Source organism: Methylobacterium sp. Leaf111 (assembly GCF_001423285.1).
GTDB lineage: Bacteria > Pseudomonadota > Alphaproteobacteria > Rhizobiales > Beijerinckiaceae > Methylobacterium.
The window spans coordinates 235657-261180 of the sequence record NZ_LMNE01000034.1; the positions used below are offsets into that span (position 1 = coordinate 235657).

Consider the following 25524-nt stretch of genomic DNA (forward strand, 5'->3'; position numbering starts at 1 on the left):
CGGAGCCGCCGACCGTGTCAGGTCCGACACGCTCGGCGTCCCCGGGTCCCGGGCTCCGCTGCGCGGCCCGGGGATGGGGGGCCGGGCCCCGACTTTCGGTTCGAGCATCGGCCCTTGCGATCGCCCTTTCCTGGACAGGAGTCGGCGTCGCGTCTGCCAACTCGTCCTCGATGGACCTGCGTCACGCGCTTCCCCGAAGCGGTCGGCATCTCCACGGCCCTTCCTGCTCCGGCGAAACGGTCGCCCACGCGCAGGCGGCGGTGAGGCTCTCGGAACGCGATGCGATCTGTCGGGCGACCTCGACCGCCTGATCCGGATGGTGGGGAACGAGGACCGCGAGCCCTCCCGTCATGGGCGTGAGGAGGCGCCCCGATTGCGAGACAGGGAGGCCGTCGAGCCGGACTGTCAGGCGACCGCCGACAGGCGCGGCCGTGAATGTCGCGAACGCCGCCGCACCGCCATCATCGAAGCGGACCACGATGTCGGGTTGGTTCGGCCCCTGACCATTTCCCCGCACCGATGTCGATGCGACCGTCAGGCTGACCGCATCGCCGGCGAAGGCCGTCGAAGGGATGCAGAGAAGCAGCGGAAGCAGGAAACGATCGATCTGTCTGCGCATCGCATGAACTCTCCGTCCTCGGGCTGAAACTCGGTCCGCTCGTCTGTGTGAAGGGCCGCTGAGAGTGAGAAGCGGAGCTTGGCCTTTTGCCCTGGAGCGGACGATCTCGCGATGACCCAGCTCGGTCGTCGGCGGGCCGACGGCGCTCGTCCCTCAGGCGTCCTTCCGGCATCTGTCGTGAAGGGAGTCCAAGCGGCCTCCGATCCCGTTGGATGGAACTCCCCATGGGTCGATATTCCACCAAACGGAGCGGCATTCGGAACCCGAGGTGCGTTCGATGTCGCGACATTCCACGGACCAACCAAAACCGGGTGCGCCCTTGATCGTACAAGCGTCAGGGCGTGCCGCGATCGTCTCCGAAAGAGCTTTGTCTCGGATCGCCTGATGTGACAGCCGGACGGCGTCTGCGGTCGTTGGTACGGTCGCGACGGCCCAGACGATGCGGCCCACGATGATGAGCATGACCAGTGCACTGACGCAGCCGAGAAGCAGCGCTGCGGAGCTTCTCTGCCTGGCTTCATAGGACCTTCGCATTCGAGGAGCTTACGAAGTGAAATATTCGCGATCCACTCGATCCGGTGGTCGAGCGGAAGGGCAAAAACCGACCCCCGTCAGGCAGAACGACCGGTATTGCGGCATCTCGAAGGCGGCCACTCGTCAGCGATTTGATCGGGTCAATGAGGAGTCACTTCAGGACGAGACCCTCCAGCCCTGAGCGGGCGTTCAGTGATCGACCCGACTTCATCGCCGCAATCAGTCATTTCATTCGATCAAGCCAGTGGCTTAAGGCTGATGGAATCGGCCATGAAGGAAAGCGATGATAGAGCGATGTAAAATCTCATTAACCAACGCTATAGGGTTACAGATTAGAACAACTTCAGATTTGAAGTGCTCTAATTGTGTGATAAATATCACGTTTCCAACTTGCCATGCAGATCGTATCTGGCAATGAGTACGATACTGCGCCGCTTAAGGCGCTTATCAGCGTGCCATATGCCCCATCGCGCCCCCTCCCTTGCTTTACTTCTCGCCACAACAGCTCTCTCCTGGCCCGTGGCCGCACAGCAAACGAGCGTGCAGCTCGACCAGCTCTCCGTCGAAGGCGTCGCACCGGGACCCCGGATTGGTAGTGAGGCCAATCTCAGTGGTGGGGATGGCGGCACGGCGGCGACCAGCGGCGGCGGCGGAGGCCCTTCCGGAATCACCGGCTACACCGCTCGGATCAGCCCCACGGCGACAAAGACCAACACACCGCTGCTTGAGACCCCACAGTCGGTCACGGTGCTCACCCGTGAGGCGCTCAACGACCGCAACGTCCAGACGCTCAACGAGGCCCTCGGCTACGTGGCCGGCGTGTCCTCGAACGTCTTCGGCTTCGATCCGCGCTTTGATTCGTTCTTCGTGCGCGGCTTCAGCCTGACCTATGACGGCATCTTCCGGGATGGCCTGCGCCAGGTCGCATCGGGCCTGACGGTACCGCGCATCGAACCCTACGGCATCGAGGCGGCTACGATCCTGCGAGGTCCGGCTTCCGGTCTCTACGGGCTCGGCTCGCCCGGCGGCATTCTCGACGTCACCACGAAACGACCGGTCTTCGTGCCCTTCGGCGAGGTGCAGCTACAGGTCGGCAACTTCGACCGCTACCAGGGCAATTTCGACATCGGCGGCCCGGTGGAGGGCACGGGCGGCACCCTCGCGTACCGCGTCACCGGCATCAAGCGGCAGTCGGACACCTTCATCCCCGGGGGCTCGGACGACCGGAGCTACATCGCGCCGTCCTTCACGTGGAAGCCATCCGCCGACACCACCTTCACGTTCCTGAGCGAGTATCAGGAGACCAAGCTTCCGGGCAGCACGACGTTCTTCAACCAGAACCTGCGCCCGAGCCGGATCTACTCAGGCGACCCGGCCTTCAACGACTTCAGGCAGCAGCAGGGGCGCGTCGGCTACGCGTTCGAGCACCGCTTCGACGGGGATCTGGTCTTCCGGCAGAACTTCCGTTTCTACGACATCAGCAACGACTATCGCTACGCGTCGATCGCCGCGCTCAGCCCCGACGGCCTGAGCGCCAGCCGATCGACAGGATATTCGCGCCAGTTCCTGAGCCAGATCACGCTCGACAACCAGATCGAGGCGCATGTCACCACGGGGCCGGTCGCGCATACGCTGGTGGCGGGGCTCGACTACGCGCATTCCGACTTCAACTATCGCTTCGGTTTCGGCGCGGCCCCCGATCTCAACCTCGTCACGCGCAATTACGGCCAGCAACCGATCCTCGCGCCGCTGCTGGGCCCGCGCACCGCGCAGAGCCAGGATCAGGTCGGGCTGTACCTGCAGGAGCAGGCCAAGTTCGACCGCTTCGTGCTGACCCTGACCGGGCGCTACGACTGGGTGTCCCAGACCACGACCGCGGCCCCCGCTGCCGCGACCCAGCAGAACGACCAGGCCTTCACGGGCCGCGTCGGTCTCAACTATCTCCTGGCCCCCGGGCTGGTCCCCTATGCCAGCTACGCCACCACCTTCGCGCCGCAGCCGGGCGTCGATGCCGCCGGACGCGCCTTCAGACCGGCGACGGGGGACCAGATCGAGGCCGGCGTCAAATACCTGATCCCCGGCACGAACATCCAGGCAGGGTTCGCCGGCTTCGATATCGTCCAGAGCAGCGTCCTGCGCACGGATCCGAACAACGTCGCCTTCCAGGTGGCCACCGGCGCCGTCGAGTCCCGCGGCTTCGAGATGGAGGCCATCGCCAACTTCGCGCCGGGCACCAACCTCACCCTCGCCTACACCCACCTCAATCTGCGCTATCTCAGCCAGACCTCGTTCGCGGGCCAATCCCTGGACGGCAACGCCCTCTCGGGCATTCCCGGGGACACGTTCACCGGCTTCCTGAGCTACCTGTTCCCGTCGAGTTCGGCCCTGCGCGGACTGACGCTCGGTGGCGGCATCCGCTTCAACGCCAACAGCTTCGCCAACGACGAGAACACCGTCCGCAACCCGACCGTCACGCTGTTCGATGCGCTGGTGGCCTACGACTTTGCGGCCATCGATCCGGCGTACAAAGGCTTTCGCGCCCAGATCAACGCCAACAACGTCTTCGACCGCGACTACTTCACCTGTCAGGCGGGCTTCTGCTACCGCGGCGCGCCGGCGACCGTCATCGGCAGCCTGATCTACCGATGGTAGACGGCAGAGCTGACACCGCAGCGCCCCTCTCCGCATCCGTTGCCCCCCCCGCGAGCCGAGACCGATGAAGGCACTTCCCTCGCGGCGCCGCCTGGCGGCTCTTCCCGCCGCCGCCTGGCTGCTGCTAAAGCCGAGCCTGGCCCATGCGACTGCCGACGAGCCGGCCCGGCTCACCGGCGCGGTCGCCTTCGATCTGGGCGGCAACGGCCAGCAGGTGCCGTGGCGGATCACGCTCTACGTTCCGCCCGGCGAGGTGCCTGCGGACGGCTGGCCCGTGCTGTACCTGCTGGACGGCAACGCGGTGACGGCCACGGCGATCGATATCGAACGCGTACAGGCGCCCTACCCCGACGCCACGGGTATCGCCACGCGCTTCGTCGTCGTCGGCATCGGCTATCCCGGGGACGATCCTTACGATGGCCTGCGTCGGTCCTGGGACTACACGCCACCGCCCGGACGGTCCTACCCACCGGCCCAGCTCGGCGGTCCTCCGATCCGGACGGGCGGCGCCGACGCGTTCCTGCGCTTCGTCTTGGACAATCTCCGGCCTGCGATCGCACGACGCTGCAGGGTCGATCCTTCGCGGCAAGCGGTGTTCGGTCACTCGTTCGGGGGACTGTTCGTCCTCCACGCCCTCGCTCGGGCGCCCGCGGCCTTCTCGCACTGGATCGCCGCCAGCCCGTCCATCTACTGGGAAGACGCCGTGGTGCTCGAAAGCATCGCGGAGTTGGAGAAGGCCTCTCCAAACGGCGCGCGCGTGCTTCTCCTGGCCGGTGCCTACGAGGAAGCCCTCGCCCCGTTCCAACGGGTCGCCCCGGACCATGAGGCGCGCCGCGCCCGCCTCGCATCGACCCGCACCGTGGAACTGACCCGTGCGATGACGGAGCGGTTGAGCCGGATCTCGGGCGTGACAAGCACCTTCAGCCTTATCCCTGGACGAACTCACATGACCGTCCTGCCCGAAGCACTCAACGAGGCGGTCGCCTTCTTCATGCAACGTTCGGGATAGCCTCGCCAAGAAGGTCGACGGCTTCGGCAATGCTCGGATCGTTCGTTCGGGCATACGACAGATCCGCTGCCGGCCCCTGCTCCAGCGAACGTCCGACGTCACGACTTTTCGGACTGTCGGCAATCCGTCACCGACCCAACCGATCCGGCCGTAGAGCGTCGTCCGGCAAGCTTCCGAGAAGCGGACCTCCAGAGGTCCAACACGGGGTCGCAAGTCGCTCCTTGCAGGGTCGGGACGTTCGGCTGTTGCCCCCAGGGCCGGGCCCTGTCAGGGCCGTCGATCGGCCTGCGCGGCCCGGCCGCCCGGAACCCGCCGTTTCAGCAGGGCGCCCGGCTCGGCCGGAGCCTGCCTCGCGTGACGATCCGCGTCACGCGCCCCGGATCGGCAACCCCGTCTCGATCACCCGCGCCCAGAGCGAGGCGCCGTAGGGTGCGGCGGCGTCGTTGAAGTCGTAGTCCGGGTGGTGCAGGCCGGCGCTGTCGCCGTTGCCGAGGAAGATGTAGGCGCCGGGGCGGTGGGCGAGCATGTAGGAAAAGTCCTCGGCGGCCATCATGGGGGCCACCGCCCGGTCGATGCCGGCCTCGCCGACGAGCCCGGCCGCCACGTCGGCGATGAAGTCCGTCTCCGCCGGATGGTTCTCGGTGACGGGGTAGCCGCTGTTGAAGTCGATGGCGCCGGTGGCGCCGAAGCCCCGGGGCACGTGGGTGACGATCTCGGTGATCCGGTCCTGGATCAGGGTCCGCATCGGCTTCGAGAGGGCCCGCATGGTGCCCCGCAGGACCACGTATTGCGGCAGCACGTTGAAGGCCTCCCCCGCCTCCAGGGCGCAGACCGAAACCACCGCGCTCTCCAGGGGATCGACGGTGCGCGACACCACGGATTGGAGCGCCGTGATGACGTGGCTCGCCACCAGCACGCTGTCGATGGCGTTGTGCGGCTGGGCGGCGTGGCCGCCCCGACCCGTGATGGTGATGGTGAAGCGGTCCGTGGAGGCCATGATCGGGCCCGGCCGGATGGCGAAGGTGCCCAGCGCCTGGCCCGGGATGTTGTGCATGCCGTAGACGGTCTCGACGCCGAAGCGCTCCATCAGCCCGTCGCGGACCATGGCCTCGCCGCCGCCGCCGCCCTCCTCCGCCGGCTGGAAGATCAGCACCGCCGTGCCGTCGAAGGCGCGGGTCTCGGCGAGGTACTTCGCCGCCCCGAGCAGCATCGCCGTGTGCCCGTCATGCCCGCAGGCATGCATCTTTCCCGGCACCGTGGAGCGGTAGGGCAGGTCGCGCGCCTCCTGGATCGGCAGGGCGTCCATGTCGGCGCGCAGGCCGATGGCGCGGTTCGAGCCGTGGGCCCGGCCGCGGATCACCCCGACGACGCCCGTTCGGCCGATGCCGGTGGCGACCGTGTCGCAGCCGAAGCCCCGCAGCTTGTCGGCGACGAAGCCGGCGGTGCGGTGGACGTCGTATTGCAGCTCGGGATGCGCGTGGAGATCCTGGCGCCAGGCGGCGATCTCGTCCGCGAAGGCGGCGATCCGGTCGAGGACGGGCATGGACAGCGACTTTCGAGAGGCGACGGCTCTCAGGGGGGGACGCGCCGGGGTTGCGACGCCGGTCCCAGCAAACAAGAGGCCAGGGATGCGGTCAACGCGTCCCGCGCCGCGAAGGCGACGCTCCGGGGTCGCGCTCCCCCTGCCGCGGTGTCGCGCCGGGCCGGCCGTGGGGACCGCTGGCGAGGTCGTCGAGGATCGGGCAGTCGGGCCGGGCGTCGCCGCCGCAATGGGCGGCGAGATCCTCCAGGGTGCGGGCCATGCCGTCCAGGGCGTCGATCCGGCGCCGCAGGTCCGCCACATGGTCGAGGGCGAGGCGGCGCACCTGGGCGCTCGCCCGCGCCCGGTCGTGCCAGAGGGCGAGCAGCGCCCGGATATCCTCCATGGTGAAGCCGAGGTCGCGGGCCCGGCGCACGAAGCGCAGGGCATGGAGGTCGGCCTCCGTGTAGAGGCGGTAGCCCGCGGCCGTCCGGCCGGCCGGCGCCAGCAGGCCGGTCTCCTCGTAGTAGCGGATCATCTTGGCCGAGACGCCACTGGCGCGGGCGGCCTCCCCGATGGTCACCGCGCTCACGCCACCGCTCCCGTCGTCGTCGCCGTACCGCCGGCCCGGCGCAGCCGCAGGGCGTTGGCGAGGACGAAGACGCTCGACAGCGCCATGGCGCCCGCCGCCAGGACCGGCGAGAGCAGCGGTCCGCCGACCGCGTGGAGCAGCCCCGCCGCCACCGGAATCAGCGCGACGTTGTAGGCGAAGGCCCAGAACAGGTTCTGGCGGATGTTGCGCATCACCGCGGCCGAGAGCCGGAAAGCGCCGACGAGGCCCGAGAGGGCGCCCGACATCAGCACCACGTCGGCGGCCTCCACCGCGATGTCGGTGCCGGTGCCGAGGGCGATGCCCACATCGGCCTCGGCCAGGGCCGGCGCGTCGTTGATGCCGTCGCCCACGAAGGCCACCGCGCCGTGGCGGGCACGCAGGGCCTGCACCGCCGCGACCTTGCCGCCGGGGAGGATCTCGGCCGAGACCGACGTGATGCCGAGGGTGCGGGCCACGGCCTCGGCCACCGCGCGGCCGTCGCCGGTCACCATCGCCACCGCAAGGTCGCGGGCGCGCAACGCCGCCACGGCCTCGGCCGCGCCGGGCTTGATCGGGTCCGCCACCGCGACCAGGGCGGCGAGGCGCCCGTCGAGGGCGATGAAGAGCGGGCTGCGGCCCTCCCGGGCGAGGCGGTCGGCCGCGTCGTCGAGGTCTCCGGCCGGGATCGCAAGGCGGTCGAGGAAGCGCCGCGCGCCGACGACGACGGCCCGGCCGTCCACCGTGCCGGCGATGCCGTAGCCGGGCTCCGCCGCGAAGGCCGTGACCGTTCCGAGGGCCAGGCCCCTGTCCGCGGCCGCCGCCACGAGGCTGCGGGCGACGGGGTGCTCGGAGCGGGATTCGAGGCTCGCGGCGAGGCGCAGGGCCTCGTCCGCCGCGACGCCCGGCCCGGCGACGAGGTCCGTCAGGGTCGGGCGGCCCAGGGTGAGCGTTCCGGTCTTGTCCAGGGCGACGACCCGGACCGCGCGCAGGCGCTGGAGCGCGCCGCCATCGCGGAAGAGCACGCCAAGCTCGGCCGCGCGGCCGGTGCCCACCATGATCGAGGTCGGGGTCGCGAGGCCCATGGCGCAGGGGCACGCGATGATGAGCACCGCGATGGCGTTGACGAGGGCGAGGCCGAAGGCGGGGCTCGGCCCGAAGGCCAGCCAGCCCGCGAAGGTCGCCGCCGCGGCGGCGATGACCGCCGGCACGAACCAGCCCGTCACCCGGTCGACCACGGCCTGGATCGGCAGCTTGGCGCCCTGCGCCGCCTCGACCATGCGGACGATCCGGGCGAGCACGGAGTCGGCCCCGACGGAGTCCACCCGCAGGTCGAAGCTGCCATGGGTGTTGAGGGTGCCGCCCACCACGCCGTCGCCGGGCGCCTTGGCCACCGGCACCGGCTCGCCGGTGATCATGCTCTCGTCGACGTAGCTCGCCCCGGAGACCAGGACGCCGTCGGCGGCCACCCGCTCGCCCGGGCGGACCCGGACCACGTCCCCGCGCCGGAGGCTCGCCTGGGCCACCTCCGTCTCGACGCCGTCGCGGATCACCCGCGCGGTGGCGGGGCTGAGGCCGACGAGGCGGGCGATGGCCGCGCCCGTCCGCCCCCTGGCCCGCGCCTCCAGGGTCCGGCCGAGGAGGATCAGCGTGACGATCAGGGTTGCGGCCTCGAAGTAGAGGTGGGCCGTCCCCGCCGGGAGAAGCGCCGGCGCCAGGACCGCGACCAGGGAATACAGGTAGGCGGCGCCGGCCCCGAGGGCCACGAGGGCGTTCATGTCCGGGTGGCCGCGGACCAGGGCGGGCAGGCCCTGGCGGAAGAAGCGGGCCCCGGGTCCGGCGAGCACCAGGGTGGCGAGGCCGGCCTCGAGCCCGCCGGCCCAGGCGCCGAGGGCGCCGTGAACCGCGTGGCCGAAGGCCGGGACGAGGTGGCCGCCCATGTCGAGGACCACGATCGGCGCCGACAGGAGCGCCGCCGCGACGAGGTCCCGGCGCAGGGTCGCGCCCTCCTGCACCAGACGGGTCTCCCGGGCCGCGACCGGCGCTTCGGCCGGAGCCTGCGGCTGGTAGCCCGCCTTCGCGACCGCCGCCTCCAGGTCCGCGCGCGCCACCAGCCCCTCGGGGTGGCGCACCGTGGCGCGGCCGGTGGCGAGGTTGACCGTGACCGCGGCGACGTCCGGGACGGCGGCCAGCACGCGCTCGACCCGCCCGACGCAGGCGGCGCAGGACAGTCCGGCGATCTCCAGGGTGGTGACGGCCTCCGGCACGGCGTAGCCGGCCCGCGCGACGGCCTCCACCGCCGCGGCACCGGGACCCAGCAGACGCAGTTCGGCCCGTCCGGTGGCGAGGTTGACCGAGACCTCCGAGGCTCCCGGCAGGGCGCGCAACGCCCGCTCCACCCGCCCGACGCAGGAGGCGCAGGTCAGCCCCTCCACCGGGAAGCCGAGCCGCCGGCCGGGCGTGGGAATCGTGGCATCGAGGGTCGGGCGCTTGTCCATGTCCCCCCATGTGGGGGTTCCCATGGTGGGAAGGTCAAGGGCCGGGCGGGGGTACTGACCGGACCGCGTCCGCCCGGTCGGCGCGCCGCATCCGCGGGAGGGGGGCCAACGCATCGCGGGACGGTGCGGAACGCGATGTTCCGCTCGGCCCAGGATCCCGGCCCCTACCGCCGCCGGCCCCAGATGCCGGCGCGCTCGGAGCGGGCCTGCTCCTCGGCGGCGAGGAGGTCGGCCGGCGCGTCCTCGGCGGCGCGGGCGCCGCCGGCCGTTAGGATCAGGGCGGCGAGGTCGTCGCCATCGATCTGGCAGCGGAGCTGCTCGCCAGCCGCCTCGGCCCCGGAGGCGGGGGCGCAGGTCACCTCGCGGCGGCGCAGGTAGCGGGCGAGCTGCCGGGCGAGCGCCCCGCCCTCCCCTTCCACCCCGAGGAGGCGGACGGTGCGGCCGCGGAAGGCCAGGGTGCCGGTGTCGACCACCTCCGGCACGCCGTGGATGCCGGGCGCGGCGGCGCTGGCGGCGACCTCGCGGGCGGGCGCCGGCTCGGCCCGGGCCGGCTCGCCCCGCGCCGCCGAGGGGCGCTTGCGGCCCTTGGCCAGCTGCGCCGTCGCCCGCTGGACGAAATCGTGGAAGATGCTCGCCGGGAGATCGCCGCCGCCGACGCGGTTCATGGAGGCATTGTCGTCGTTGCCGACCCAGACGCCCACGACGAGGTCCGGCGTCATGCCGATGAACCAGGCATCGCGATAGTCCTGGGTCGTCCCGGTCTTGCCGCCCACCGGCAGGCCGGCGATCCGGGCGGCCTTGCCGGTGCCGCCGTCGACCACGGCCTGGAGGGAGTCGAGCATCATCGCCCGGGCCTCGGTGGGGATCGCGGTGCCGCCCTTGGCGTCGGCGCGCAGGTAGAGCGGCTGCGGCTGGGCGCCCCGGATGGCGTGGACGCTGTGGGTGTCCACCGGCGCGGCCCCGGCCAGCACGCCCGCATAGGCGCGGGTCATCTCCAGCAGCGTCACCTCGGCCGAGCCGAGGGCGAGGCTCGGCACGTTGGGCAGCTCCGCGGTCACGCCCATCCGGTGGGCGGTGGCGATGACCGCCGGGATACCGACCTCGTCGGCCAGCTGCGCCGCCACCGTGTTGATCGACTGCGCGAAGGCGCTGCGCAGGGGCATCGCGCCCTTGAACCGGCCCGTGGAATTCTGCGGTTCCCAGTCGCCGATCTGGATCGGCCGGTCGACCAGCACCGTGTCGGGGTTGAAGCCGTTCTCGTAGGCCGTGAGGTAGACGAACAGCTTGAACAGCGAGCCGGGCTGGCGCTTGGCCTGGGTGGCGCGGTTGAACTGGCTGTCCTCGTAGTCGCGCCCGCCCACCAGGGCGAGGATCGCGCCCTCCTTGTTGAGCACCACCATGGCGCCCTGGCCGGCCTTCTTCTTGGGCCCCTCGGCGTCGAGGCGGCGGGCGACGACGCCCTCCGCGAGGCTCTGCAGGTCGAGGTTGAGGGTGGTGCGCACGGTGACGTCGCCCGGCGCGTCGGCGAGCTTCTTCGACTCCGCCGAGACCATGTCCAGGAAGTAGTTGGTGCCCGGCGGCGTCTCGGGGGGCGTGCGCAGGGTGATGGTCTGGGCGCGGGCCTTGTCGGCCTCGGCGGCCGTGATCGCGCCGGTCTCCACCATGGTCTGCAGCACCACGTCGGCGCGCTCCTTGGCGCCGCCGAAGTTCCGGGTCGGGGCCAGCTGCGAGGGCGCGCGCACGAGGCCCGCCAGCATCGCGGCCTCCGGCAGGGTCAGGGCCTCGGCCCCCTTGCCGAAGTAGCGCCGGGCGGCGGCATCGACGCCGTAGGCGCCGGCCCCGAAATAGGCGGTGTTGAGGTAGCCGAGCAGGATCTCGTCCTTCGACATCGTCGCCTCGACGCGCAGGGCCAGGAACGCCTCCTGAATCTTGCGGCGCAGCGACTTCTCCTGGTTCAGGGAGACGAGCCGGGCATATTGCTGGGTGATCGTCGAGCCGCCCTCACGCACGCCGCCGCCGACGGCGTTGCGGTACAGGGCGCGCAGGAAGCCGCGCGGGTCGAGGCCCCAGTGGGAGCGGAAGCGCCGGTCCTCGATCGCGATGATCGCCTGGCCGAGATGGGCCGGCATCTCCGCCGCCGTCAGCTTCTGGCCCTGGAACGCCCCGCGGGTGGCGAAGGCCCGGCCGTCATCGGCCTCGACGGTGAGCGCCCGCTGGCCCGCTTCCGGCACCACGCCGCCCAGGGGCGGCAGAGTGGCGAAGCTGTAGAGGACGAGCCCGGCCAGGGCCAGCAGCGGCAGCAGGACGACCGCCAAGGCCGCGGCGCGCCAGGGATGTCGGCGGAGCCGGGCCGGCCAGCCGGCGGCGCGGGGCGCCGGCGCGCGTGCGGGCGCGGGCGTCGGCCCCGCCGCAGGGGCGGCGGTGGACGGGGGCGGAGGTCCGGCCGGCGCGCGGGGGCGCATGCGGTCAGCCCATCCCCGCCAAGCTGGCCCCGCCGCCCGCGCCGCGCCGGCGGCCCGGCGTCCGGCACCCCGTGCCGCACCGACGGCGAGCACGCGGAGCTGGCGGCCGAGGGTCCGCGCCGCCGCCGCGGCTTCCCGCGCCGCGGCGCGGGTGTCCGCATTGTCCGGCCCGGCGGCTCTCCGAGGCTCGGGCTCAGGGGCGGGCCGGGGCGGGTCGACCCGCGCGGGGCGCGGGCGTTCCGGGTCGGGGGAGGTCATCGCGGGCCATGGTCACGGGGGGCGGGGCTCGGGCGGCGAAGCGCCCCGCGGTGTCCCGCCGGTTCTAGACCATCTCGCGCGGCCAAAGCTACGCCGTTCCGGGGCGCCCCAGGGGGCCGGGCCGGCCCGCCTCTGCGTGGCGGCCGCGCAGGCGGAAGGCCAGGAGCACCAGCAGGATTCCGAACACCATCGTGTAGCTGCCGATCCACCAGGTCAGGACCAGGGCCGACATGCCGGGATCGACCAGGAGCGCGATGCCGAACAGGATCGAGACGACGCCGCCGAGCACCAGCCACCAGCGCCCGTAATGGGCATGCAGGCGGAAGCCCGCCGCCACCATGAGGCCGCCGGTGACGAGGGCCCAGAACGCCACGAGGTAGACGAAGGCCCAGACGGCTGCCGCCGGGACGAGCACGGCGGCGACGCCGACGACGAGGTCGAGGAGCCCTTCGAGGAGGAGGAAGCCCCAGCGCTCGTGGCGCTGGGCGGCCCGCACCGAGGCGATCACGCCGACGATGCCGTCCACCAGCATGTAGGCGGCGAAGAACAGCACGAGGGAAAGGACGAAGGCGCCGGGCGCCACGAAGGCGATCAGCCCGAACAGGATCGCGACGACCCCGCGCAGGGCCATCAACCACCAATTGCGGGCCAGCACCGTGCTCATCGCGTCGAGACGGTCGAGGCCGCCCGGACCGGCGGCACCCGGTGGCGACAGGGAAGAACCGGCGGTCATACGCGCCTCCTGCAGGTTGCGGACGAACCGGGATCCGGCCCGTCAAACCCGAAAACGCGCGCCGGATTTCGGACGTTCCGTCGGGCCGCGGACGGGGCCCGCAAACGTCATGCGCACCGGGAACAATCGCCGGCGCTACTTCTTGTTGTCGCCGAGGCGGGAGTTTCGGGCGGCGCGGTTTCGATCGCGCGGCCCCTGGATGCGTTCGGACGGTTCGTCGATGCTTCAGGATCAGCAGGCCGTGGGGCGCCAGCCCGCACGGGGCGACGCGGTGCGGCCCTCCGACCCGGAAGGGGCCGATCCGCAGGAGACGGCGTCCGCGACGAGGTCCCCCGGAGAGGCGCCCCCCGGCGAGACCGAGCCGGGCGCGGAGTCCGGCGCGCCCGAGAAGTCCGGCTCGTCCGAGAAGTCCGGCTCGGGCGAGGAGTCCGCTGCGGCCGAGGAGTCCGACGCGGACAGCAAGCCGAACATCCTGCGCCGGCATCCGTTCTGGGCCCTTGGCATCACCGTGGCGGTCGTCGCCGTGGCGGCCGGCGCCTACGTCTACTGGCTGACCCGCCTGCACCCGTTCGAATCCACCGACGACGCCTTCGTCGATGCGCGGCAATTCTCCATCGCGCCCAAGGTCGCCGGTTACATCGTAGATGTGCCGGTCACCGACAACCAGCATGTCGAGACCGGGGCCGTTCTCTTCCAGATCGACCGGCGCGACTACGCGGTGGCCCTGGCGCAGGCGAAGGCGCAGGTCGCCTCGGCCGAGGCCTCGATCCACAACTTCGAGGCGCAGATCGAGGGCCAGAAGGCGCAGGTCGCCGCCTCCCAGGCGGAGGTGACGCAGGCCGAGGCCTCGCTGAAATTCGCGCGGGAGGATGCGGCCCGCTACCGGGACCTCGCCGAGAAGGGGGCGGGCACGATCCAGCGCTCGCAATCCTCATCCTCGACCCTCGACCAGCAGCAGGCCGCCTACGATCGCGCGCGGGCGAACGTCGTCGCGGCGCGCACCCAGGTCGGCGCGCTCAATGCGCAGAAGGCGGGGGCCGAGGCCAGCCTCGCCACCGGCAAGGCCCAGGTGGCCCAGGCCGAACTGAACCTCGGCTACACCACCGTCACGGCGGCCCAGCCGGGCCGGCTGGTGCAGCTGTCGGGCGCCAAGGGCCAGTTCGCCCAGGCCGGGCAGACGCTGTCGACCTTCGTGCCCGACGACATCTGGGTGATCGCGAACTACAAGGAGACGCAGATCACCGACATGCGGCCGGGCCAGCACGCCGACATCGAGATCGATGCCTATCCCGAGCGCAAGATCACCGGCCACGTGGAGTCCGTGCAGCCCGGCTCCGGCACCGCCTTCAGCCTGCTCCCGGCCCAGAACGCCACCGGCAACTACGTGAAGGTGGTCCAGCGCATCCCGGTGAAGATCGTCGTCGACCAGTGGCCCACCGACGTCGCCATCGGCCCCGGCATGTCGATCGTGCCGCGGGTCCACGTCCGGTGAGCGCTGCGGCTTCGCAGGCGGGGGGCAAGGCGGGGGGCAAGGCGAGCGGCGCGTCGGGGGCCTCCGCCAAGGCGCCGGGTGGGCACAACCCCTGGGCCATCGCCCTCGTCGTCTCGCTGGCGACCTTCATGGAGGTGCTCGACACCACCATCGCCAACGTGGCCCTGCGCTACATCTCCGGGGGCCTGGCGGTGGGCCCCGACGAGGCCGCCTGGGTGGTGACGAGCTACCTCGTGGCCAACGCCATCGTGCTCACGGCCTCGAGCTTCCTCGCCAAGCGGTTCGGCCGCAAGGCGTTCTTCATGTGGAGCATCGCGCTCTTCACCGTGGCCTCGGTGCTGTGCGGCTTTGCCTGGAACCTCGAATCGCTCCTCGTCTTCCGCGTGCTCCAGGGCTTGGGCGGGGGCGGCATGGCGCCACTGGCCCAGTCGATCCTCGCCGATTCGTTCCCGCCGGCGAAGCGCGGCCAGGCCTTCGCCCTCTACGGCCTCGCCGTGGTGGTGGCACCCGTGATCGGCCCGACGCTGGGCGGCTGGCTCTCCGACAACGTCTCCTGGCACTGGTGCTTCCTCATCAACGGCCCCATCGGCCTGATCGCCCTCGGGCTGATGCACGTGCTGCTGGAGGACCCGCCGGGGGCGGCGGCGGAACGGAGTCGCCTGCGCCGCGCCGGCGTGCGCTTCGACCTCGTGGGATTCCTCCTCGTCGCCACCTTCCTGGGGTCGCTCGAGGTCGTCCTCGACGAGGGCCAGCGCAAGGACTAGTTCGGCTCGACCTTCATCATCGTGTTCGCGGCGATCTGCGTCGTCGCCTTCGTGGCGATGATCCCCTGGGAGCTGACCCGGAAGAACCCGGTCGTGGACCTCCGGCTCCTCGGCAGCCGCCAGTTCGGCGCGTGCTTCCTGGTGATGATGGCCACCGGCGCGATCCTGATCGCCACGACGCAGTTCGTGCCGCAGCTGGTGCAGGAATATTACGGCTACACCGCCACCCTCGCGGGCCTCGTCCTCGCGCCCGGCGGCCTCGTCACGGTGTTCATGATGCTGGTGATCGGCCGGATCTCGGGCAAGGTGCAGCCGAAATACCTCATCGCCCTGGGCGCCGCGATCGTCTCCGCGGCGATGTACGACCTCACGCGCCTCTACGGCGACACCAGCTTCTGGTTCTTCGCCTGGTCGCGCATCTATATCGGCATCGGCCTGCCGATGATCTTCATCTCGATCACCGCCGCCTCCTACGAGGGGATCGACAAGGGGCAGACCGACCAGGCTTCGGCGCTGATCAACGTCGCCCGCAACGTCGGCGGCTCGATGGGCGTGAGCCTCGCCCAGAACGTGCTCGCCTACCGGCAGCAATTCCACCAGAGCCGGCTCGGGGAGAGCATCTCCGGCGCCAACCCGAACTACCAGGAGACTCTGCGGGCGGCGACGCAGTACTTCCAGGCCCATGGGGCGTCCGGCGTCGAGGCCCAGAACCAAGCCATCGCCTGGATCGGCCAGCAGCTCCAGACCCAGGTGGCGTACTGGGGCTACATCGACGTGTTCTGGTCGCTCTGCCTCGTTTCGGGGGCGGCGGTGCCGCTCGCGATGATCCTCAGCGAGGTCAAGCTCGGCGGGGGCGCGCCGGCCGGGCATTGAGTCAGTCGGCCGGCGTGGTCGCCTCGGTGACGTGGACGCGCGCGGCCGGCGCCGGGGTGGGAGCCGCGTCGGTCTCGATCTCCATGAGGGTGACCTCGGATTTCAGCTCGGGTCCCGCCAGGGCGGCCACGCCCTCGTAGCGGTCGAGGCGACGGTCGATCATGCCGCCGATCTTCTCGCGCACCTCGGCGACCGTGAGGCTGCGGCGGCCCTTGCCGGCCTTCTCGGTGAACAGGCTCCGGTTCGCCTTCGCCGCGGCCTTGAAGACCTGCTTGGCGACCTGGCCCGGCTTCTCGGCGGTGAGTTCGAGGAAGCGGCCGGCGCTGGCGGTGCCGAGGAAATGCGCGAAGTAGAGCTCGGCGGTGGAGAGGTCGCGGCCGATGCGCTGCTCGATCCGGCCCTTGTCGCGATTGATGAGCTCGCCCGCCATCAGGGCGGCGACGTAGGGGTCCTGGCGCAGGCGCAGCACGCGGGTTCGCACCGCCTCGTCGGCGATCGTGATGGCACTGCCGCGCCCCTTCACCGCCGCCGCCTCGTCGGCGAGGCCGTGGCGGGCGCCGTAGGTGCGGATGAGCTCGAGCCAGGTGCCCGACAGGAACTGGAACAGGCCTTCGGCGGAGGAGGTCGAGGCCTTCACCGTGGTTGAGAAGCTCGATTCCTTGTCGGCCAGCGCCATCATGTAGGCGGGATCGACCCCGGTTTCGGTGGCGGCCCGCAGGATGGTGTCGACGATCTCGCGCGGCACGGCCATGTCCCCGAAGCGCAGGCGCTCGGCGCCGGCGGCGTCGCGGCTCGGGGCGAGGGCCGCGAGGTCGCTCTCGATCAGCGACAGCGTCGCGGGTTCCTGCTCGACCACGGGAACCCCGGCCCAGTCGGCCGCGTTGGGGGCTTCAGGTGCGGGCGCGGACTGCTCCCGGACGAGGGTCTGCGCCGTCAGGGCGCGCTCGTCGATCCGATCATGGGCCGCCGCGGCGGGGGCCAGGGCGTTCTGCGGCAGGGCGCCGCCCAGCAGCACGCCGGTGAAGAGCGTCGCAAGGGTCCGGCGGCGAAGAGTGGCGAAGGTCCGGCGCGTCCTGCGCTCGGTCCGCGGCAGCCACGCCACGGTCAGATCTGCGTTGAAGGTCTCGTTGGGCACGAGACGGCTCACGTCGTCGGCGCAGAGCGCCGGCTCCGGGAAAACCCCCATCATTGGTCCTTGTTCGTACCGCTGCCTTCGTCGGGCGCGGCTTCGTTGTCGTTCAGCGAGGGGACGTCTCGCCGGCTGCTGTGACCAGAATGGGACAGCTCCGTGATTCAACGATGGCAGGCTTAACGTTGGGTTAAGCCCTTGTATTTACGAATTTTTAACGCTTCGTTCGGAGGCCGTTCAGGCGCACCGCGTCAAAAAGGCGTCCTGGCCAGGGTTGGAACGCAACCCCGGAAGCCCAGTTAGTGAGGGCTGAGCGGAACGGCCCCCAGGTTGGGACAGGCTCCCGTTCGCCTGAAGAAGGAAGCCGTTTCCCAATGAGCATGCAGACCGGTCGCCGCGTCGGCGTTGCGTTCGTTGGCATGGGTGGCGCTGTCGCCACCACCGCCATCGCAGGCATCGAGATGATTAAATCCGGATCGAACCGCCTTGATGGCCTGCCCCTCGCGGGCGTCCCCGTCGCCGGGATGGCCGACTACAAGGACCTCGTGTTCGGCGGATGGGACCTGAACGACGATGACCTCGCCTCCGCCGCTACCGGCCACGGCGTCCTCAACGCCCAGGATATCGAGAATGGCGCCCAGGTTCTGAAGGGCATTAAGCCCTGGCCGGCCGTCGGCAGCGCCAAGTTCTGCAAGAACATCGAGGGTGCCAACCGCATCGTTGCCAAGGACCACCGCGAGGCGGTCTCCGTCATCGCCAACGACCTGCGCCGCTTCAAGGCCGAGAGCAATCTCGACGAGGTCGTGGTGATCAACCTCGCCTCCACCGAGCGCTGGCCCGACCTCTCCGACCCGACCCTGAACTCGACGGCCGCCTTCGAGAAGGGCCTCGACAGCAGCGACGAGTCGATTAGCCCGGCGATGCTCTACGCCTACGCGGCGATCAAGAGCGGCGTCCCCTACGCCAACTTCACCCCCAGCGTCGCCGCCGACGTGCCGGCCCTGCTCGAACTCGCCAAGGACCTGAACGTCCCCGTGGCGGGCAAGGACGGCAAGACCGGCCAGACCATGATGAAGACGGTGCTGGCCCCCGCCCTGAAGGCGCGCGCCCTGCACGTCGATGGCTGGTTCTCCACCAACATCCTCGGCAACCGTGACGGCCTCGCGCTGAACGACAAGGACTCGCTCCAGTCGAAGCTTAACACCAAGGGCACGGTGCTCGACTCGATCCTCGGCTACCCGGTCGAGGACCACCTCGTGCACATCCACTATTACCGTCCCCGCGGTGACGACAAGGAAGCCTGGGACAACATCGACGTCACCGGGTTCCTGGGTCAGCGCATGCAGATCAAGGTCAACTTCCTTTGCAAGGACTCGATCCTGGCCGCCCCCCTCGTCATCGAGATCGCCCGTGTTCTCGACCTCGCCAAGAAGCGCGGCGACGGCGGCCCCCAGGAGCAGCTCTCGAGCTTCTTCAAGGCGCCCATGGTGAAGAACGGCCACGGCCCCGAGCATGATTTCGGCAAGCAGCAGACCATGCTGCTCGATTGGCTCGGCGCCCACTGATGATCGCCCAGACGGAGGGCGCCGGTCCCGCGGCCCCGCGGGCGCTTCGCGCCCTCCTCGTCGAGGTCAACGACCTCAAGCGCGTGCACTCCGCCGGGCGCACCGGCTCCATCGCCGAGCGCCTCTTCGCGCAGGGCTGGAGCGCCCTCACGGGGGGCGCCGCGCCGGAGGCCGTGGCCCTCGACATCACCGCCAAGGCGCTCGCCGCCGCCCGCCTCTGTGATCTCGACGCGGCCTTCCTGGCCTCCGCCGGGCTCGAGGCGGGCGAAACGGCCGACGTCCTAGTGGCGGGCTTCGATGCCGTCACCGACAGCGTCGAATCCGGCCTGCGGGACCGCCTCCGGGCGGCCCTGCGCGCGCCATCGGGCTTCGGGCAGGGGCCCCTCCCGGGCTTCGTCGCCGCCCTGGCGCATCAGCCCCGCGCCGGCGTCACCTGCCCCGGCAAGCCCCGCATCCTGCTGGAGCCGCCGGAGAACCACGCCGAGCACTGCCTGATGGTGGCGGTCTACGGCGTCGTGCTGAGTCCGTTCTACCGGGCCGACCCGACCCAGGTCTTCCTGGCCGCCATGGCCCACCACTTCCACAACGCCGCGATGCCGGATGCCGGCTTCACCGGCGAGATGCTCCTCGGCGACCACCTCCTGCCGATCATGGCCCGCACCACGCGATGGGCCCTGGACGAACTCGATCCCGGGCTGCGGGAGACCGTGGAGCGGGCGCGTACCGTCCTGCCCGACGACGCCACGGCGGAGGGCCGCGCCTTCCACGCCGCCGACTGCATCGACCGCGTCCTGCAGATCGCCCAGCATCTGCGGGCCGCGACCCTGACCATGGGCACGGTCCTCGACGAGATGGAGCTCGTCCACGCGGGTCCGGTGAAGGGCTTCCACGACCGCGTGCTCAAGGACATGCAGATCCCGTGATGTTTCCTCGCGACCGCGCGGGCGCCCCGTCATGATCCCCTTCGATCTTCGCTCGCCGGAGACCGGCGAGCCCCTCAAGGCCGACACCCCACACTCGCTCCGCGACGGGGCGAGCGGGGCGCGCTGGCCCGTGATCGACGGCATTCCCTACCTGCGGACCAACCGCGCCGACCTCGTGGCCCAAACCCTGGCGCTGCTCGATTCCGGCGAGGCGAACCTCGCCCTCGAAGGTCTCCTCGCCGACCAGGACGACTGGTGGACGGGCCCGCCGGCCGATCCCCTGGACCTCCACGAACTCGTGCGCGAGCGGGACAAACGCTCGCTGCGCGACGCGGTGCGGCTCCTCGGCTGGGGCCGGGTCGGCGACTACTTCCTGAATCGCTGGACCGACCCGACCTTCCTGGCCGGGCTGACGCTCCTCGAGGCTCACTGGAACGACCCGGTCTGCGTGTTCGAGTTCGCCTGCGGCATCGGCCACTACCTGCGCGAATTCCAGACCCGCGGCATCAAGGTCGCGGGCGCCGACGTCGTCTTCGCCAAGCTGTGGGTCGCCCGGCACTGGGTCGTCGGCAAGTCGGCCCAGCTCGTCTGCTTCGATGCGAATTCGCCCCATTGGCCGATCCCGGGCGCGCCGGTCGACCTCGTCGTCTGCAACGATGCCTTCTACTTCCTCGACCGCAAGACCGAGGTGCTGGAATGCCTGCGCCAGAATGCCGGTGATGACGGCTGGCTCGCCGTCAGCCACATTCACAACAGCGACCGCCCGGGATTCTCGGCGGGGCGCGCCGTCTCGGCCGCGGAGATCGACGAGCTCTTCCCCGACGGCCTCGTCTACGACGACGACGACCTGACCCGGGCCATGGTGGAGCGGCGTGCCCCCTCCCCCCGCAAGCCCCAGGACCTCACCGCCTGCGAGGCCTTCTCGGTGGTGGCGGGTCCCGGCATGCGCCCGGCCCCCCGCCGCGTGATCGATGGCATCACCGTGCCGCGCCCCGGCCGGAGCCTTCGGCTCAACCCGCTCTTTCTCTCCGAAGGCGGGGCGCGGCACGCGATCCGCTGGCCGTCCGAGCGCTACGAAGCCGAGTACGCCGCCCGCGCCACCTATCCGTCGACCTACACCGGGCCGGACACCCTGGATTGGCAGGGCGACCTCGACGCGCCCGAGGCCGACCGGGTCCGTGACCGGACCTATGTCGACCTGCCGGAGCGCTGGTGATGGGAGGTTCGGAACGGAGCCCCGTCGCCTGGGGCATCGTCGGCTACGGTTGGGTCGCCCGCGACTACATGGCACCGGGTATCCGCGCGGCCGGGCACCGGCTCGTCGCCGTCGCCGATCCGGGCGAGGCCTCGCGCGCGGCGGCCGAGGCCGAGGGCGCACGGGCCTACGCGCGGCTCGAAGACCTCGTGAACGACCCGGAGGTCGAGGCGGTCTACGTCGCCACCCCGAACCACCTGCACCGGGAGGCGATCGCGGCGCTGGCCGGCTCCGGCAAGGCTATCCTGTGCGAGAAGCCGATGGCGGCCTCCCTCGACGATGCCGAGGCGATGGTCGCGGCCTTGGCGCGCGGCGACACCTTCTACGGCACCGCCTTCGACCAGCGCCACCACCCGGCCCACCGGGCCATGCGGGATGCCATCCGCGCGGGCCGCCTCGGCACCGTCACGGCGATCCGCATCGTCTATGCCTGCTGGCTGCCGCGCGCCTGGACCTCCTTCGCGGGCCAGGACAACTGGCGCATCGACCCGGCCAAGGCCGGCGGCGGCGCCCTGATGGATCTCGCCCCCCACGGCCTCGACCTCGTCGACTTTCTCCTCGACGAATCGATCCACGATCTGGCCGCCCTGACCCAGGCGCGGGCGCAGGACTACGCCGTCGACGACGGTGCACTCCTGATCGGGCGCACGCCCTCGGGCGTCCTCGCCAACCTGCACGTCGCCTACAATTGCCCGGACGCCCTGCCGCGCCGGCGCCTCGAAGTCACCGGCACCCAGGGCCTGCTCACCGCCGTCGACACGATGGGACAGGTGGCAGGCGGAACCTTGTCGTTCACCGACGGGTCAACCGGCATCTCCGAAACTCTGCCCTTCGATGGGGAGGCCTCGCCCTTCCTCGAACAGGTGAAGGCCTTCGGCTCGGCCCTGCGCCGACCGGAGGAGCGCGAGGCCTACAGCGCAACGCGCGACCTTCACACCATGCGCTTGCTGGCCCGCGCCTACGAAGCGTCGGCCTGAACAACGGAAACGCACGACCGTGAACGAGCAGGACCAGGACGACCGCGCCCGCCACAGCCGGATCAAGGCACCGCGCGCCTACACCCACGGCGCTCCCCGCCGGATCGAGGGCCTGCCGGCCGCCCTGCCCGAGCCGGTGCGCGCCTATCTCGACATCCTGCCGGAGGGCCGCATCGTCGGCTTCCCCCTGGCGCCGCTGGACCGCACCGGCATCCCGGTCTGGTTCGTGTCGCTGTTCCTCGATGATCCGTTCTTCGTCGGCGCCATGCCGAGCGGCATCGGTTACGGCGCCACCGACGACGAGGCGATCATCGGCGCTGTGGCGGAGATCGCCGAGAACCTGATGCCCTCGCTCGCCGTGATGCCGCGCAAGAAGGAGCGCGCCAGTTACGACGACCTCGTGCGGGTCTACGGCACCGGCGCGGTGGCCGATCCCCTCACCCTGTGCCTGCCCGCCGGCAGCCCGGTGGGGCGCGCCACCACCCTCGAATGGACGCCCGCCCTCCGCGCCCGCACCGGCGAGACGGTACTGATGCCGCTCGACATCGCCGCCACCGATTATTTCGAGCTGTCGGAGGGCTACAAGCCCTTCACCAACCTCATCACCAACGGTCTCGGCGCCGGGCCGGACGTCGACTTCGCGCTGGGCCACGGCCTGCTCGAACTCCTGCAGCGCGACGGCAACGGCCTCCTGTTCCGCGCCCTCGACCAGGGGGTGGTGCTCGACCTGTCGGAGGGCCTCGGCCCGGAGACGCGCGGCATGCTCGATCGGCTGGATTCCCTCGGGATCAAGGCCCTGCCGAAATTCGCCACCGATCAGTTCGGCCTGACCAACCTCTACGTCGTCGGCTACGACCGGAACCTCGCCGACACGCCGGTGCCGATCGCGCTCTCGGCCTGCGGCGAGGCCTGCGACCCGGACCGCGAGCGGGCCCTGCGCAAGGCGCTGCTCGAGTTCCAGGCCGCCCGCGTGCGCAAGGCCTTCGGCCACGGGCCGCTCGCCTTCGCCGAGCGGGTCACGCCCCCGGGCTACGTCAAGGCCTTCATCGACAAGGCCCTGCCGAGCCTCGATCTGGAGGAGAGCCGCGCCCTCAAAGCGATGCTCGAATGGATCGTGCAGCCCCCCGAGGGCATCGCCGCGACCTTGCGCGACACCGTCTATTCCGAGCGCGCCACCAAGCGCTTTTCGGAGTTGCCCACGACGCAGGCCCCGGACGGGCACGCACGGGGCCGCATCGCCCGCGAACGGCTGGAGGACGCCGGGTTCGACGTGCTCTACGTCGACTGCTCGCCGCCCGGCGGCCGGGTCGGCGTGGTCAAGGCCATCGTGCCGGGGCTCGAGGTCGAGACCATGAGCTATCACCGCATCGGCGCACGCAACACGCAGAAGCTCATCGAGCGCGACCACCCGCTGATCCGCTTCGGCGAGGCCACCGACACCCTGAAGCCCGTGCGCCTGACCCCGGAGGCGATCGAGCACTTCGGCGGGCAGCCGCTGTTCGACACCGCGCTGGCCGACCGGATCGTGGGCGCCCACTACCCGCTCTACCGCGAGCCGGAATCGCACCACGCGCCATTCCGCCTGAGCCAGCAGGGCCGCGCCGCATGAGCCTGCGCTTCGCCTACAACACCAACGGCACCGCCCATCACCGCCTGGACGATGCGATCGACCTCATCGCCGAGGCCGGATACCAGGGCGTGGCGCTGACCCTCGACATCCACCACCTCGACCCCTTCGCCGAGACCTGGGTGCAGGAGGCGCAGCGGGTGTCGAGCCGCCTGCAGCGCCTCGGCCTCGGCTCGGTGATCGAGACCGGTGCCCGCTTCCTCCTCGATCCGAAGGCCAAGCACGAGCCGACCCTGGTCAGCGGCGACGCGTCCGGCCGGGCGCGGCGCATCGGCTTCCTCAAGCGCGCCGTCGACATCGCGGCGATCCTGCAGTCCGAGGCGGTCTCGTTCTGGGCCGGCGTGCCGAAGCCCGGCATCGATCCCGACGCGGCGAGGCTCTGGCTGCGCGAGGGCCTGACCGAGGTCGTCGCCTACGCCGCCGAGCAGAACGTCGTCGCCTGCCTGGAGCCCGAGCCCGGCATGCTGATCGAGACCCTGGACGACTACGCCGCCCTGGACCTGCCGGGCCTGAAGCTCGCCCTCGACACCGGCCACTGCCTCGTCACCGGCGAGCGCGACCCGGCCGTCGCCGTCGGCGAGTTCGCCGACCGCATCGGCACCGTGGCCCTCGAGGACATGGCGCGGGGCATCCACGTCCACCTGCCCTTCGGCGAGGGCGACATGGACGTGCCCGGCGTGCTGGACGCCCTCGAGGCGATCCGGTTCGACCGGCTGATCTGCGTCGAGCTCTCCCGCGAGAGCCACCGCGCCGACCTGATGGTGCCGGCCTCGCTGAAATACCTCCGCGATTGCCGCAATCCGAACCCGGGAGCCTCCGCGTGAGGATCTGCTTCGTCTCGCGCCGCTACTTCCCGGCGATCTCCGGCATGAGCGTCTACGCGCAGAACCTGCTGCGCGAGCTGGTCGAGGCCGGCCACGACGTCACGATGATCTCCCAGTATCGCGGCGACGCCTTCGGCACCCGCGTCTATGGCGGCGGCCCGCCGCCCGACGTCCCCGGCGTCACCGTGATCGGCCTGGAACAGCTCGGCGAGCAGGAGAGCGGCGACTTCGAGCGCGACATCGACACGATGGTGGCGGCGATTCGCACCGAGCACGCGAAGAAGCCCTTCGACATCCTGCACGCGCAGTACGGCTACCCCACCGGTTGGGCCACGCTCCTGGCCTCGCGCGCCCTCGGCGTGCCGAACGTGGTCTCGATCCAGGGCGGCGACGGCCACTGGGTCGGCTCGTGCTGCGAGACCCACCGGGTCGCCATGTGCGAAGTCCTGGCCCATGCCAACGCCCTGCTGATCGGCGGCGCCTCCTTCGTCGGCGAGGTCTGCGACCGGCTCGGCTCGGACCCCGCCCGCTTCACCATCGTGCCGGGTGCGGTCGACACCGCGCGCTTCACGCCCGGACCCGATAACCATCCCGGCCCGGTGCGGCTGTTCTATCACGGCCGAGTCGACCGCCGGAAAGGCGTCCTCGACTTCATCGACGCCCTCGCGCTGGTGCGCGCCCGCGCCATCCCGTTCGAAGCGACCATCTCCGGCATCGGGCCGGACGTGGACTCGTCGAAGGCTCGCGCAGCGGACCTGAAGTTCTCGGAAGCCGAGATCCGCTTCACCGGCTACGCCGACTACGACACCGTGCCGGATCTCTACCGGGCGGCGGACGTCTTCGTCTCGCCGACCTATGCGGAAGGATTCTCCAACACGATCCTGGAGGCGATGGCCGCCGGGCTCGCGGTGGTCTCGACCCATGCGGTCGGCGTCTCGGACTGCCTGCGCGACGGCGAGAACGGACTCCTGGTCCAGCCCGGCGACGTGCCGGCCCTGGCCGAGGCCCTGGCCCGCGTCATCGAGGACGAGCCCCTGCGCCGGCGCCTGGCCGAGGATGGGCTCGCCGAGTGCCGGCAGGTCTATTCCTGGCGGGCGGTGGGCCGGCAGATCATGGACGTGTACGCGCGCGTGGCGAACGAGCGCCCGGCGACCGATTTCGCCGCGACCCTGCCGCACGACCCGTCCTGCCGCTTCCGCGCCGAACCGCACCTGCTCTGAGC

General features: G+C 71.0%; 17 protein-coding genes and 1 pseudogene. 11 read left to right on the plus strand and 7 right to left on the minus strand.

The annotated features are described in order from the left end of the window. Positions 1 to 181 precede the first annotated feature (181 nt). Positions 182 to 619: a hypothetical protein gene (locus tag ASF41_RS16205; protein WP_056494947.1), complete on the minus strand. Its 438-nt coding sequence runs from the start codon at positions 617 to 619 to the stop codon at positions 182 to 184. Between the two features lie 993 nt (positions 620 to 1612). On the opposite strand from ASF41_RS16205, the gene ASF41_RS16210 reads away from it, so the two are divergent. Together ASF41_RS16210 and ASF41_RS16215 are read left to right on the plus strand one after the other, a co-directional pair. After that, positions 1613 to 3805 carry a TonB-dependent siderophore receptor gene (locus tag ASF41_RS16210; RefSeq protein WP_056494950.1) on the plus strand — a complete coding sequence of 731 codons (2193 nt, stop codon included), beginning with the start codon at positions 1613 to 1615 and terminating at the stop codon, positions 3803 to 3805. 64 nt (positions 3806 to 3869) lie between these two features. Further along, positions 3870 to 4814 carry an alpha/beta hydrolase gene (locus ASF41_RS16215; RefSeq protein ID WP_082504589.1) on the plus strand — a complete coding sequence of 315 codons (945 nt, stop codon included), beginning with the start codon at positions 3870 to 3872 and terminating at the stop codon, positions 4812 to 4814. Between the two features lie 367 nt (positions 4815 to 5181). Here the strand turns inward: ASF41_RS16215 and ASF41_RS16220 are convergent, their stop codons facing one another. The 5 genes from ASF41_RS16220 to ASF41_RS16240 all read right to left on the minus strand — a co-directional run bounded on the left by ASF41_RS16220 (position 5182) and on the right by ASF41_RS16240 (position 12873). Continuing rightward, the gene (locus tag ASF41_RS16220; RefSeq protein ID WP_056494953.1) at positions 5182 to 6357 is read right to left on the minus strand and encodes a M20 aminoacylase family protein; all 1176 of its coding nucleotides are present in this window, start codon (positions 6355 to 6357) and stop codon (positions 5182 to 5184) included. Between the two features lie 91 nt (positions 6358 to 6448). Next, positions 6449 to 6916, minus strand: coding sequence for a Cu(I)-responsive transcriptional regulator (cueR, locus tag ASF41_RS16225; protein WP_156653333.1), 468 nt, complete (start codon positions 6914 to 6916; stop codon positions 6449 to 6451). 5 nt (positions 6917 to 6921) lie between these two features. Further along, positions 6922 to 9444, minus strand: a complete 2523-nt coding sequence (locus tag ASF41_RS16230; RefSeq protein ID WP_407067294.1) for a heavy metal translocating P-type ATPase — start codon at positions 9442 to 9444, stop codon at positions 6922 to 6924. Positions 9445 to 9584: 140 nt separating this feature from the next. Continuing rightward, complete coding sequence (locus ASF41_RS16235) at positions 9585 to 12140, minus strand: PBP1A family penicillin-binding protein (RefSeq protein ID WP_056494958.1); 2556 nt, start codon at positions 12138 to 12140, stop codon at positions 9585 to 9587. 88 nt (positions 12141 to 12228) lie between these two features. Next, entirely contained in the window at positions 12229 to 12873 is a 645-nt protein-coding gene (locus tag ASF41_RS16240) for an HdeD family acid-resistance protein (RefSeq protein ID WP_056270948.1), read from the minus strand. A gap of 220 nt (positions 12874 to 13093) precedes the next feature. On the opposite strand from ASF41_RS16240, the gene ASF41_RS16245 reads away from it, so the two are divergent. Then, positions 13094 to 14365 carry an HlyD family secretion protein gene (locus ASF41_RS16245; RefSeq protein WP_082487631.1) on the plus strand — a complete coding sequence of 424 codons (1272 nt, stop codon included), beginning with the start codon at positions 13094 to 13096 and terminating at the stop codon, positions 14363 to 14365. Further along, a pseudogene (locus tag ASF41_RS16250) lies at positions 14362 to 16002 on the plus strand (DHA2 family efflux MFS transporter permease subunit). Before ASF41_RS16245 ends, ASF41_RS16250 begins: the two are co-directional and overlap by 4 nt. A gap of 1 nt (position 16003) precedes the next feature. Here the strand turns inward: ASF41_RS16250 and ASF41_RS16255 are convergent. Further along, on the minus strand, positions 16004 to 17191 hold the full coding sequence (locus ASF41_RS16255; RefSeq protein WP_082504591.1) for a transglycosylase SLT domain-containing protein: 1188 nt from the start codon (positions 17189 to 17191) through the stop codon (positions 16004 to 16006). A gap of 314 nt (positions 17192 to 17505) precedes the next feature. Between ASF41_RS16255 and ASF41_RS16260 the strand changes: the two genes are divergently transcribed. From ASF41_RS16260 to ASF41_RS16290, 7 genes are read left to right on the plus strand one after another with little or no spacing between them, the layout of a single operon-like run. Continuing rightward, complete coding sequence (locus tag ASF41_RS16260) at positions 17506 to 18696, plus strand: inositol-3-phosphate synthase (RefSeq protein WP_056270954.1); 1191 nt, start codon at positions 17506 to 17508, stop codon at positions 18694 to 18696. Then, entirely contained in the window at positions 18696 to 19619 is a 924-nt protein-coding gene (locus tag ASF41_RS16265; protein ID WP_056494961.1) for a hypothetical protein, read from the plus strand. The genes ASF41_RS16260 and ASF41_RS16265 overlap by 1 nt, the downstream gene beginning before the upstream one ends. A 31-nt stretch (positions 19620 to 19650) precedes the next feature. Further along, positions 19651 to 20835: a bifunctional 2-polyprenyl-6-hydroxyphenol methylase/3-demethylubiquinol 3-O-methyltransferase UbiG gene (locus ASF41_RS16270; RefSeq protein ID WP_056494965.1), complete on the plus strand. Its 1185-nt coding sequence runs from the start codon at positions 19651 to 19653 to the stop codon at positions 20833 to 20835. Next, positions 20835 to 21851 carry a Gfo/Idh/MocA family protein gene (locus ASF41_RS16275; protein ID WP_056494969.1) on the plus strand — a complete coding sequence of 339 codons (1017 nt, stop codon included), beginning with the start codon at positions 20835 to 20837 and terminating at the stop codon, positions 21849 to 21851. Before ASF41_RS16270 ends, ASF41_RS16275 begins: the two co-directional genes overlap by 1 nt. Before the next feature lie 19 nt (positions 21852 to 21870). After that, positions 21871 to 23460: a YcaO-like family protein gene (locus tag ASF41_RS16280; RefSeq protein ID WP_056494972.1), complete on the plus strand. Its 1590-nt coding sequence runs from the start codon at positions 21871 to 21873 to the stop codon at positions 23458 to 23460. Further along, on the plus strand, positions 23457 to 24302 hold the full coding sequence (locus tag ASF41_RS16285) for a sugar phosphate isomerase/epimerase (protein WP_056494975.1): 846 nt from the start codon (positions 23457 to 23459) through the stop codon (positions 24300 to 24302). Before ASF41_RS16280 ends, ASF41_RS16285 begins: the two co-directional genes overlap by 4 nt. Continuing rightward, positions 24299 to 25522, plus strand: a complete 1224-nt coding sequence (locus tag ASF41_RS16290) for a glycosyltransferase family 4 protein (protein ID WP_056270967.1) — start codon at positions 24299 to 24301, stop codon at positions 25520 to 25522. Before ASF41_RS16285 ends, ASF41_RS16290 begins: the two co-directional genes overlap by 4 nt. Positions 25523 to 25524: the final 2 nt, after the last annotated feature.